General features: G+C 37.5%; 13 protein-coding genes. 1 reads left to right on the top strand and 12 read right to left on the bottom strand.

Annotated features, from left to right (window positions below):
* Positions 1-77 precede the first annotated feature (77 nt).
* From FB551_RS06265 to FB551_RS06240, 6 genes are all read right to left on the bottom strand, one after another.
* On the bottom strand, positions 78-440 hold the full coding sequence (locus FB551_RS06265) for a hypothetical protein (RefSeq protein ID WP_142016067.1): 363 nt from the start codon (positions 438-440) through the stop codon (positions 78-80).
* Positions 441-573: 133 nt separating this feature from the next.
* Entirely contained in the window at positions 574-1,143 is a 570-nt protein-coding gene (locus FB551_RS06260) for a Crp/Fnr family transcriptional regulator (RefSeq protein WP_047430438.1), read from the bottom strand.
* A gap of 53 nt (positions 1,144-1,196) precedes the next feature.
* Entirely contained in the window at positions 1,197-1,946 is a 750-nt protein-coding gene (locus FB551_RS06255; protein ID WP_142016064.1) for a siderophore-interacting protein, read from the bottom strand.
* Between the two features lie 2 nt (positions 1,947-1,948).
* Positions 1,949-3,124, bottom strand: coding sequence for an MFS transporter (locus FB551_RS06250; RefSeq protein ID WP_142016062.1), 1,176 nt, complete (start codon positions 3,122-3,124; stop codon positions 1,949-1,951).
* A gap of 85 nt (positions 3,125-3,209) precedes the next feature.
* Positions 3,210-3,818, bottom strand: a complete 609-nt coding sequence (locus FB551_RS06245; RefSeq protein WP_052186958.1) for a hypothetical protein — start codon at positions 3,816-3,818, stop codon at positions 3,210-3,212.
* 578 nt (positions 3,819-4,396) lie between these two features.
* Positions 4,397-5,179, bottom strand: coding sequence for a helix-turn-helix domain-containing protein (locus FB551_RS06240; RefSeq protein WP_142016059.1), 783 nt, complete (start codon positions 5,177-5,179; stop codon positions 4,397-4,399).
* Positions 5,180-5,250: 71 nt separating this feature from the next.
* Here FB551_RS06240 and FB551_RS06235 point away from each other — a divergent pair, with 71 nt between their 5' ends.
* Positions 5,251-6,456: a CynX/NimT family MFS transporter gene (locus tag FB551_RS06235; protein ID WP_226798630.1), complete on the top strand. Its 1,206-nt coding sequence runs from the start codon at positions 5,251-5,253 to the stop codon at positions 6,454-6,456.
* Between the two features lie 8 nt (positions 6,457-6,464).
* Here the strand turns inward: FB551_RS06235 and FB551_RS06230 are convergent, their stop codons facing one another.
* From FB551_RS06230 to FB551_RS06205, 6 genes are all read right to left on the bottom strand, one after another.
* Entirely contained in the window at positions 6,465-7,172 is a 708-nt protein-coding gene (locus tag FB551_RS06230; protein ID WP_047430450.1) for a DUF421 domain-containing protein, read from the bottom strand.
* Positions 7,173-7,326: 154 nt separating this feature from the next.
* Entirely contained in the window at positions 7,327-8,619 is a 1,293-nt protein-coding gene (gene bioA, locus FB551_RS06225; RefSeq protein WP_142016056.1) for an adenosylmethionine--8-amino-7-oxononanoate transaminase, read from the bottom strand.
* Positions 8,620-8,927: 308 nt separating this feature from the next.
* Positions 8,928-9,911 carry a biotin synthase BioB gene (gene bioB, locus FB551_RS06220; protein ID WP_142016054.1) on the bottom strand — a complete coding sequence of 328 codons (984 nt, stop codon included), beginning with the start codon at positions 9,909-9,911 and terminating at the stop codon, positions 8,928-8,930.
* A complete protein-coding gene (gene bioD / locus FB551_RS06215; protein ID WP_142016051.1) occupies positions 9,911-10,525 on the bottom strand; it encodes a dethiobiotin synthase in 615 nt (204 codons plus the stop codon). The genes bioB and bioD overlap by 1 nt, the downstream gene beginning before the upstream one ends.
* 43 nt (positions 10,526-10,568) lie before the next feature.
* Positions 10,569-11,678 (bottom strand): aminotransferase class I/II-fold pyridoxal phosphate-dependent enzyme, encoded by a 1,110-nt coding sequence (locus tag FB551_RS06210; RefSeq protein WP_142016049.1) that lies wholly within the window; start codon positions 11,676-11,678, stop codon positions 10,569-10,571.
* Complete coding sequence (locus FB551_RS06205; protein WP_142016046.1) at positions 11,671-12,294, bottom strand: hypothetical protein; 624 nt, start codon at positions 12,292-12,294, stop codon at positions 11,671-11,673. The genes FB551_RS06210 and FB551_RS06205 overlap by 8 nt, the downstream gene beginning before the upstream one ends.
* Positions 12,295-12,297: the final 3 nt, after the last annotated feature.

Below are 12,297 nucleotides of genomic sequence, written 5' to 3'. Positions count from 1 at the left end.
ACGAATTAATTGATATATAACAAGAATTCATTGCTTTAGGCAAGAACATAAAGCATTAATTTTCAATGTGAAGTCAATTAAGAAAGCCGTGGGGGCTGGAAAATCTGAGAAAGGTATTGGTTGGAAAAATCTTTTTCCTTGTAGATACTGCTTTTCTTTGAAACAGTAATTTCCTTAGGTTTTTTTATTTCGAATGAAAGCTCCGGAAGCTGGGCGTGTACAGTAAGTACGATAGGCGGATTGATAAACGGCAGTTTCTGATCGGTATCCCAGTCTGAATCCTGTTTGTGGTTATCATAATGCTCCATTACAAATTCTGAAAAGCTTCCATGGTATTCCATGAAATGTTCAACAAACATAGGCACTTTCAGTACTTCCCCCGCATTGGTGGTAGCCAGCACATACATCATTGAGCATAATATGGAGAACCATTTTAACATGAGTGCAAATATAGGGCTTAAATTTTTTCTGAGAGGGCTCTGGTATTAATTTTTTGAGAATTTTTGCCAGTTTAAAAATAGTTTAAATAAATAAAAACACCTCCGTAATAATGTTAGGTTGATCAAACAAAAATCACAGCCTCGACTTCAGTCTGCTCAGTGTCTCCTGTGAGATATTAAGATAGGAAGCCACCAGTTTATTGGAAAGCCTTCTTACCACTACAGGGTTTTCGTCTAAAAGCTGACGGTATTTTTCAAGAGCATCCTGAACAAGGAAAGACATCAGTCTTTTGGTATTATTCACATAAGCAGTTTCCAGGTATATCCTGTAAAATTTTTCCCACTGAGGGATAATATCCAGAAGATGATAAAAATTTTTATGGGTAATATAATATACTTCTGAATCCTCTACGGCCTCTATAAATTCCTCAGAGGGTTCAGAAGTAATAAAACTGGTAAGTGCAGTGGCAAACTGGTTTTCAAAAGCAAAATATCGGGTGGAATCCTGCCCTTCTTCATTGATGAAAAATATACGGAGACAGCCATTTACAACAAAAAATGTTCTCTGGCTGTTTTGTCCGTTGGAAAGAAGCATTTCATTCTTTTTTAACCGGACCGGTATAAAATAGGAAAGAATTGTTTCCAATTCTGCATCCGTTACTGATATTCTATTGTTGATATATGACGTTAAAAGTTCCTGCATGTAAGCAAAAGTAGTAATAAATGGCTTTGCTTACTGCTTTTATTCTGTTCTAACTATGGGTTTTCTGCCTGCCCGGCTTTCCAGTATGAACAAATGTACATACCATGCGGATCCCATTCCAGCGTTGTTTTGAAATAGGTACGAAGCTCATGTACAGTGGCATATTCTGCGGCGATGTACACATATTCTTTCAATACTCCGGGGGGAAACTGAACAGACTTCACCACTTCCGCAAGCTTGCTTCCTTGCTCGGGATGAGGATTATGCAGCCATTCAACCGAAATATCTGCTGCAGAACACAGGATAAGCTGGTCTTCTTTATCTGCCACTTCCAATAGTATTTTTGCTCTAACATACGATGGAAACTGTTCTGCAATGGCACAAATCACTGGCAATGCCGTGGCATCTCCTGCAATCAGGTAAAAATCAGCCTCAGGAATTAAAGGCCTTGTACTTTCTTTCATCCCTATTTCCAATATATCGCCGGGACTGGCTTTTAATGCCCATGCAGACGCCGGGCCGTTATCACCATGTGCGACAAAATCAATACTTAATTCACGGTTTTCAAGATCAATTTTTCTGTTGGTATAGGTTCTGACAAGCTGAGTGTTTTCCTCTCCAGCCGGGATAAAAATTTTATTATTAGATCCGGATTTTACATGAGCCAACAGTTCAGCCTGGTTTTTATCAATATTAAATATAACACGGATTAAATGCGGTGTCATAAAGAGTTTCTTTTTAACAGTAAATGCGGAACGTATTTTTTGCGTTTCTTTTGCTTGAGATATTATAGAATTTTCCATTTTTATTTTTTATTATATAGTAAAATAATCATTGCAATCATACAGCTGATTCCTCCGAACAGATATACAGCCTGATAATCAAACCAACCGGCAATTAATCCTGCAATAGGACCAGCAAGGCCTAATGAAAGGTCAACAAATGCTACATAGGCGCCTAGTGCAGTTCCTCTCATCTGTGGTTTTACTTTTTGAATAGCAAGAACTCCTAAAGCCGGAAAAATCAATGAAAATCCAACCCCGGTCAATCCACATCCCACAATAGCCAATGTTTTGGAAGCAGAGGTCCAGATCAGTATTTGCCCTGCTACTTCGATGACCAGAGAGATCAGGGCGATTGTAAAACCTCCGTATTTGTCCGGAAAAGAAGCAAAGAAGATTCTGGTCAATACATAACAAGCTCCAAAGATCATAAATGCAAGTGAAGCATCTCCCCAATTCTTTTGTGAGAAAAATAAAGCAATAAAAGAAGCAATACATCCAAAAGCCATTGATGAAAAAGCAAGGCTCAGCCCCTGACCGGATATGGCACCAATTACTTTGTAGAAAGGAGTCCGTACATGATCTTTATCCACGGGAACAGAAGGAAGTTTTGCAGTGGAAATCCAGCTTACCAGCGGGAGAAAGGCAATGAGAAGGAAAGCAGGCAGCATATCGTATTCTTTACTTAACCAGATACTGACTGGAGCACCGATTGCAATTCCCGCATACATGGCAATACCATTCCATGTCATTACTTTCCCTGAGCTGGAATGTCCCACAAGACCTATTCCCCACGTTAATGCTCCGGTAACCAGAAAACTTTCGCCAATTCCATGAATAATTCGTGCTAATAAAAGAAAGGAAAGTGCCAGCAAAGGATGAGCCTGAAATAATACAGCCAGTACATAAATAACCCCGGCAATAACCGCCAGTACTACCCCCGACATTTTGCTTCTTTTAGCACCTCTGGTATCTGTAATTTTTCCTGAATAGGCTCGGGTTAAAAGTGTAGACAATGACTGCAGACCAATAACAAGTCCTACAATAATACTGTTAAAACCCAATGTGTTCTGAACAAACCCGGGAAGTACTCCCAAAGCAATTCCTATGGTAAGGTAGACCGCAAATACCGAAATGATAATAGGAGCTGTTGCCTGATAGAAATTAATAGTGTGTCCCTTTTCTAATGTTGTACTCATAAATTTTGTTTAAAATATTCGGGTGCAAAGGTCTCCGAACAGTTAACACAAAACTTTGATCTAAGTCAAAAAAGGTACAGTCGTTTTAATCAAAATCCAGAAAACTATCAGTAAGCTGCTTCCACTGTATTTTTGCAATTCCCATCATTCCGCCGATAGCAATTGCAAAATTCCGGATGACATCCAGAAACTTAGCGTTTCGGTTAGGCTTTTCATTTCGCCCGTATACAGCTGCTTTTAAATACGCAATATTCCTGGTTATCATAAAGGTTGAGGTGGCGGCAGCACTGTAAAAATGAGCAATATGACGGCTTTTCTTATTTTGAGGATCTACGGATGGCCTGCATGTGATGGATATACTTTCGGAAAAACTATCCTGATAGAAACAGATATCTGTTATTTCTACCCAATCGTACCCTTTAGCCTCAGGTTCTCCCGGACCCGGAATATCGATCCGGATAAAATCTCCTTTTTGAGGTTCCCGATCTACGGGATTACCATCAAAATCATATAATTTAAATGCAGCAAACGCTTTCCCACTATAGTTTTCCCATTGATTAACTGAAAAGAATCTTTTTTTTAATATTTCAAACTTTTCCGGAATCAGATCCTGGTCAAATACTTTTCTGCTTTCTGTATCGTGGAAGCCTCCGAATTTTTGTGCAGGGACTCCCTTAAATATTTTTGGACTCATAGGACGGGTTTTTAAGCAAAGTAGTACAAAAAACTTACAGAATTTATGAGCAGGGTCACAAAAGAGTTAAACGGTTGTTTGAATATCTGTTCATCATCGTCTTATTTTGATAATAATTCACTTTTAATGATTTTTCTATTTTGGACGAAAAACATGCATGCAATTCTTCAAATAGCGAATTATATTTAAATAGATATGTTTTTATACCAGTAATTTCGGAATCTTAAATAAAATGAACAACATTTAAGGAATAATTATTTTTACCTGAAATAAATATTTTTTAAAAAAAATAAGCTTATGATGTTTTGCATAACATGATTTTTGTTTATATTTGTGAATCGAAATAATTTTTTTTCATCATTTGTGTTTTTTTAAGGTCTCCATTCGTGGAGACCTTTTTATTTTCAATAATATCATAATTGAATATTGACTATTGAAGTGGAAAAGCGGTCAAAATGTGAAATATTTTCTTTTTCAATCCCACTAATTACTTTTACTTAAAGGAATATGCGAAGTTTTATAATGTTGATAACTCTCCTTTTCAACAATAAATGACAGTTTTTTTACAGGTTTATAACTTATTGAATGGTTTTAATAAAATCAGTAGGCCTGAATTTCATCACAGACTGAAAACTTCTGGTATAAGCCTGAACACTCCTGTATCCTACTTCATAAGCTGTTTCTGAAACCGTAAGATTCCCGGAACTCAAATATTCCAGACTCTTGATAATACGGAGCATTTGCTGATATTTACTTGGGGTAAGACCTGTTTCTTTTTTGAAAATACGTTCCAGTGTACGGAAAGATAAGAGGGCTGTATCACTGAGGTCTTCCATCCTGATCTCATTATGGTAATGAGTGTGCAGATGCTCTATCACTTTATCAAGGCGCTTATCTTTCGGGAGGCTGATATGAAAGGTCAGAGAATATTCTGCAAACCGCGGAAGTTCGTTGAACAGTGCTTTCAGAAATACGTCCTCATTATGATCCGGCTTCACCAGCTTAGACCATTTTTCTGAATATTTTATCATTTCTTTCAAAACAGGAGGAACAGAAAATACATTCACCTGATCATAGAAAGATTCCTGAGTGCTGATTTCTGCAAACATGATCATCAGCTTGATCTTTTCAGAATGGGAGTTGGTTTTATGGATAGCATTTGGAGGAATCCATACCGCATGATTCTGAGGAAGAAGATAGATTTTTTCTTCAATGGTAATATATTGAAAACCACTCTCTACATATACGAGCTGTCCCTTCTGATGGTGATGAAGAACGTTATCATGAATCCAGTTTTCTTCAAACCATACAAAATACGGCTTTTTCAGTTCATCTATATTTATAGTATCGTTAGCGTTCATGTCGTTTCAGGTTAAAACTTTGGCAAAATTAAACAAAATTACTGTGTTAATTTTGTACAAAAGTTTTTATTATGATGAAGAATGAAGTAAAAAAGAATGCTTCGTATGTTTTATTAATCATTAATGTTCTGGTAGTTATACTTATTTCCAGCAACCTCAGGTCTCCGATTGTGGCAGTGGCTCCTGTTCTTGGAGAGGTAAGAGATGCTTTACAACTGGATAATTTTCAGGTGAGTCTGCTCACTTCTATTCCACTGTTTATGTTTGCTGCCTGTTCTGTGCTGGTGAGCAGGTTTTCCAATACATTCGGAATCAGTAAACTTCTGATGTATTCTCTGATTATTTTAAGCTTCGGGTTATTTTTACGAATCAGTGGTTCTCTATGGCTTTTGTTTTTAGGTTCTATATTCATTGGTTTGGGAATATGCATTGGAAATGTGGTTACTCCGGGATATGTTAAGAATAATTTCCCGAAGCAGATAGGTCTTATGACTGGAATTTTTGCTGTATCAATGAATCTTACAGCAGCATTAGCTTCCGGATTCAGTGTGAAAATTGGAGAACTGACAGGTTTTGGATGGAAAGGTTCTCTGGGAATATGGCTGGTGATCGCCGCATTGGGATTTCTGGTTTTATCACTGGAATTTATATGTAATAAAAGAAATCCGGCTCAACCCCAAGCAGCACTCAGCACCTCTGATTTTAATATGTTTAAATCTGCCCAGGCATGGAATATCAGTATTTTTATGGGGCTGCAGTCTCTATTTTATTATTGCCTCGTAGCGTGGCTTCCTTCGTTTCTTGGAGATTATCATATGCAGGGAGAAAGTTCCGGATGGGTATTTTTTGTCATTCAGATTACGATGATTCCTGTGACATTCTGCTGCCCGATTATTGCCAGTAAAATGAAAGACCAGAGACTTATGATCCTTTTCATATGTACTCTGATGTTTGGAAGTACCATGATGTTTGTCTTCATGAAATCTCAATGGATTTATGTGAATGCTGTGATTATCGGGATATCTAATGGACTGTCTTTCAGTTTGTCAATCCTGTTCTTTTCTACAAGAACGAAAAGTAGCATTAATGCGGTTAAAATATCAGGTATGGCACAATCCGTAGGCTATCTGATCGCTGCTTTCGGACCTCCGTTGTTTGGAAAGCTTCATGATTGGGACATTTCATGGAACAGTTCATTCTATCTGTTAAGCTGTGCGGTATTACTGATGCTGTATTTCGGACTGAAGGCAGCGAGAAATAAATATGTTGAGGATTAGGATAGAGGTCAGGTTACACGTCTTTTATTACTGGAAGCTACCCATTCTTCTTTTTGGCATCTTGGGCAGCTTCCTGCATTACCCGGTTTTTTATGCTCTGTATGCCCGCAGAATATACAAGAGTAATGTCTTTCCTCCTGAATATACTGTAAAGGATTATTTAATGATCCCGGCATAATTGGAAGCCCATATCTTACCGATTCATCTTCAAAAAAGAATACACTGATCTCTCCGGATATTTCTTCTATAGCCATTTCAAGCTGACCAAGTTGCGAAACTCCTTTCAGCCTTAATTCCGCGAAGAATTCGTCACTCCCCAGATTTTCTTTTTGAAAGTTTTTAATTGAAAATTCACCATTTTCTATCAGACAGATGGATTTTCCTTCAACCAGATTTTCAAAATTTTTACTTTTTCCGATGAAATGGGTCACAATAGAATACAGGAGAATAATAACAATAAAAACAATAAGGGATGAAATAATTCCGACATCCTTATTAAACATAGGATCTCCTGCTGCTGATCCAAGACCGATAATGACTACCAATTCAAAGATTGAGAGCTGTTTTACCCCTCTTTTTCCTAAAATTCTAAGTCCGATGATAATAGCCAGAAACATAATTACAGTACGAAGAATGATCTCTAAAAGAAAAGACCATTCTTCGTGTCCCAATAGTAATTCTTTCCAATCAAGATGTATGAGAAAAGCTGACAGCATACCAAATATTTATCAGGGAATATTCAAAAAATAAGCCATAATTCCTTAAAAAGTTTTCGATACTGTAAACACATAAAAAACCTTATAGGCTTCAAAAACCTATAAGGTACATTTAAAAAAAATTAAAAATAATTATTACCGGAACAGGATCAATTTAATCTTTAAACTGATCCAGAACTTCCGTAATATTCTGATAGACAAAATCCAGTTCTTCGGATGTAATACAATACGGAGGAACAAGATAAATCACATTTCCCAGTGGCCTCATAATGATTCCTCTCTGTAAGAATTCATTGTAAAGCTTCTTCCCTATTTCGTTGAAATAAGAAGTACCATTCCCGGTTTTAAAATCGAAAGCTAAAATAGTCCCGATCTGGCGAACCTTTTCTACATGAGGATGAAAAGCAAGCGCTTTTGCAAACTCTGAATGTTGATGAGTGATGCGGTTGATATTCATTTGAGTTTCGTTTGTCAAGAGTATTTCCATACTGGCAAGAGCGGCCGTACAGGCTAAAGGATTAGCTGTAAACGAATGTCCGTGAAATAAGGTTTTATAACGGTCATCCGACAGGAAAGCACTATAAATTTCATTGGAACATGTGGTGATTCCCATGGGCATCGTACCTCCCGTTAAACCTTTAGAAAAACACATAATATCCGGTTTTTCTGTAAGATAATCTGCTGCGAAAAGCTTACCCGTTCTTCCAAATCCTGTAAACACTTCATCCTGAATCATTAGAATACCTTCCTCCCGGCAGAATTTCATGAGCTGGCTAAGATCTTCGGCATCATACATCAGCATTCCGGCAGCACCCTGAACCAGTGGTTCATAAATAAAACATGCTACTTCGTCAGCAAGTTCTTTAATCTGTGCATGAAGGTGTTCCAGATTTTCAGCATTTGGTGTATCAATAAAAACGACTTCAAACAGCATACTTTCAAAAGGTTTTGTCCAGAAGCTTTTTCCACTTACAGACATCGCTCCGAAAGTATCTCCGTGATATGCATTTTTAAAAGCGAGAATCTTTGTTTTCTTTTTTTTCTGATTGTATGCATATTGAATACACATTTTTAAAGCAACTTCTACCGCTGTAGAACCATTATCAGAGTAAAAAACCTTTTCCTGACTGGCAGGAAGAAGTTTCAGTAAATTCTCTGAAAGCTGTACAGCCGGTTCATGCGTAAAGCCGGCAAAGATAACCTGTTCCAATGTGTTTAGCTGTTCAAAAACACGCTTGGCAATGTATGGATGAGAATGTCCATGCAAGGTAACCCACCATGATGAAACAACATCCATATATTTTTTTCCTTCGGTATCATAAAGATAAATCCCTTTTCCTTTTACAATAGGAATAGCATCATCAGCTGTTTTCATCTGGGTATACGGATGCCAGTTGACCGTTTTATCTCTCTCTTGCAGACTGATTTCTTTTGTTATTGTATTCATATATTGATCTAAAAAGTGGTAAAGAAGAATGTGGTTTTTAAATTTTAACGCTATGATCGCCAGGTTTTATTATATATGCTTGTTGTTTTAAGCTCACAAAGGCGTTTCACTCAGCAATAAGAAATATTCTGCTTTGCTAAATAGAATGCCCTTGCGAACGAAATATTTTAAGAATTAAAAATCTTTCTTTGCGAACCTTAGCGTTAAAAACTAATACTAGTACTGATGAAATCAGATATCAATGCTGCAATAAAAATCATAATACTAATAATCCAGCTCATCACTCATTATTTATCATTTATAATTTACTAGCAGCATGTTTCTTTTTTCATCATAGGTTTAAGCCCTAAGGTCTGAAGCATCTGCATATCTTCAGAAACTCCCGGATTAGGCGTTACCAATAATGTTTCTCTTTCTCCCGTGAAAATGGAATTGGCACCTGCCATAAAGCACCATGCCTGTTCTGTTTCTGACATTTCTATACGTCCGGCACTTAGTCTTACCATAGAGGATGGCATTACAATTCTTGCGGTAGCGATCATTCTTACCATTTCCCAGGTATCGACTTTTTCATTATCTTCTAATGGAGTTCCAGCTACTCTTGCTAATGAATTGATGGGAACAGATTCCGGATGTTTTGGCATTGTTGCCAGCGTCAGAAGCATTGAAATTCTGTCTCTGTGGGTTTCACCAAGTCCGATAATACCTCCGGAACATACTGTAATTCCTGCTTTTCTTACGTTATTGATCGTATTGATTCTGTTGTCAAAAGTTCTGGTGGAAATGATTTCTTCATAATACTGTTCAGAAGTATCAAGATTGTGATTATAAGCATATAGTCCTGCTTCCTGCAATCTTAAAGCCTGTTCTTCCGTAAGCATTCCGAGCGTACAGCAAACTTCCAGACCAAGTTCATTTACGCCTTTTACCATATCAATTACTCTGTCAAAATCACGGTTATTGCGAACTTCACGCCATGCTGCTGCCATACAGAATCTTGATGATCCGGAATCTTTCGCCTTCTGAGCGTGTGCAATTACGGTTTCAGTTGGCAATAAGGCCTGTACTTTGATGTTGGTATGATAACGTGCTGCCTGTCCGCAGTAGGAGCAGTCTTCAGGGCATCCACCCGTTTTGATGGATAATAATGTAGAAATCTGCACTTCAGAAGGGTCATGCCATTCGCGGTGTACGGTTGCTGCTTTATAAATAAGTTCCATCAGAGGTAAATGATAAATTTCTTCAATTTCCTCTTTGGTCCAGTTGTTTCTCAATGTTGTTTTAGTATCCATTATCCTGTTTTTGTTATTGTTAATTGCTTTGCAGCATTTTGTATTGATTCCTTATCGGTATGATTGATCTCTGGAATCCTTATAATTTTTGTTTCTTTTTCGATAAAACTGCAGATCACTCTTTCTGTATCTTCCGGGAAATCTCCATTAAGAATTAAATATTCCAATGGTATTTCTCTCTGTTGTAAGGCTAAGATTGAGAGTAAACTATGATTGATGCAGCCCAGATAGTTTCTTACGACCAATGCTGCCGGAAGGTTTAATTCATCAATCAGATCAATCATAAAAGTAGTGTCTGAAATGGGAACCATAAGACCTCCCGCTCCTTCTACAATCAGTGGGTTTTCTGTTTTTGGGAGTTGAAAATCATTCAGATTGATGGTAATATTTTCTTCTCCTGCAGACTGATGTGGTGAAGCTGCCAGCTGTAAACGGTAAGTTTCAGGATGGCAAAAGCTGGTATCTGTCCATGCTTCAATTTTATGACTGTCTGTGTAATGCAGATCTCCGGACTGTATCGGTTTCCAGTATTCTGTTTTAAAATGCTGAACCAAAACAGCTGAACAAACTGTTTTTCCTATTTCGGTTCCTATTCCTGTTATAAATAATTTCATGTTTTGATTTGGGATTCGTGTTTCGGGTTTTAAAAATTATACCTTACATAAATTCTTTAATAATTTCTGTCAGTTTCATAATTTCTTGTTCTGTATTAAAGCTGTGAAGGCATATTCTCAAGCGTTCACTACCTTCTTTTACCGTTGGACTGTAAATGGCATAGGTTAAAAATCCTTCTTCAGATAAAGTGTCCTGTACTGTTTTCAGTTTTTGGTTATCCGGGATTAGAATAGCCTGAACCGGACTCGTTTCTGCGGATGGATAATCTAGATTTTGGCTTCGGAAAATCCTGATATTATCCTGAAGTTTTTTAGACAGCTCAATATTTTGATCCAAAAATTCATATCCGCTTTTTATGCTTATCCACTGAAAATCCTGCGCTGATGTCGTATAAATAAACGGACTCGCAAAATTGACCAGATAAGATTTCACCGTTTCACTGCAAAGAATTGCTGCTCCGTGAGCTCCAAGGGCTTTCCCATAAGTTACAACGGCTGCTGAAACTTGTTTCTGCAATTCATATTTTTCAATCAATCCATATCCAAAAACTCCGAAAGCGTGGGCTTCATCAACAATTAAAGAAGCTTTATACCGTTCTGCAATCGCTGCAATTTCCTGAAGAGGAGCAAAATCTCCCTCCATCGAGTACAGACTTTCTATGGCGATATAGCAATGACCTTCCTGTCTTTTTAACACATTTTCAAGATCTTCAAGATCATTGTGTTTGAACTTCAATTTTTTAGCATTCGAAAGTTGACACGCATCATGTACGGACCGATGAATCTGTTCGTCCACAATAACAACATCATGACGGCTGGGAAGCGTTGAAAACAAAGCAAGGTTTGCATTATATCCTGACGGGAAAAGCAATGCCGATTCAAAATGATGTTTCTGAGCAATAAAATGTTCCACCGAAGTGGCAACATCGCTGTTTCCACTGATCAGTCTGGAACCTGTACTTCCTGAAAGCATTTGAGGATTGTCTATAATCTTCTGCAGCAAAATGTTTTGAAGCTCTTTATTTTGTGCAAAACCCAGATAATCATTGGAATAAAAATCAACTCCTTCAGATTGAAGCCTTAACCGCCTTAATGTTCCTTCCGCTTTCCTTTTGTCAAGGGACTGCTGAAAACGAAGGATATTATTAAGCATAATGTAACTGAGCAACTTCTTCTGTAACAGCATTCATCCACTCTTCGTGCAGTTCTTTTTCTATGGTCAGAATATGATCTGCATGGTCTTTCCAATCTGGTGAAAATTCGTTGAGCTGGTTGATCATTTCTTCCAGATGTCCTTCTTCTTCAAGGATAATAGATTTTACCATGATTTTAGAAGAAGCTTCAGTAAGCGCATCCTGATAGACAGGATAAAGTTCGTCAGCACGTACTTCAATCGCATAGGTTACAAAAAGATAGGCAGCATATTTAATATCTGTTTTATCAAGATTAAAAGCTTTCTGAAGGTAGCGACAGGCTTTTATATCCAATGAGTGAAGATATTGGCTTGTTGCAATAGGTGCCAGAAGCTCTGTGCTTTCGTAGGTTTTGCAGAGTTCAGGATTTATTTTACCAATCTGCTTTTTCAGGTAATAAGCGTGGCGGTGTTCTTCAGCTGCATGTTTCAGTTGGATCTGAGAAACTAATGTTGGATGTTCACATTTTGATATTTTTCTTGCACCGGCATTTTCCATAAATGAAAGCGTATTCAACCATTTGGCGTGGGTACTTCCGTCCTGTACAATTCTTTTTAACAGATGATGAAATTCCATAGA

This window comes from Chryseobacterium aquifrigidense (assembly GCF_006716485.1).
Taxonomy (GTDB): Bacteria; Bacteroidota; Bacteroidia; order Flavobacteriales; family Weeksellaceae; genus Chryseobacterium; species Chryseobacterium vietnamense.
This window is presented reverse-complemented; position numbering and strand designations above follow the sequence as displayed.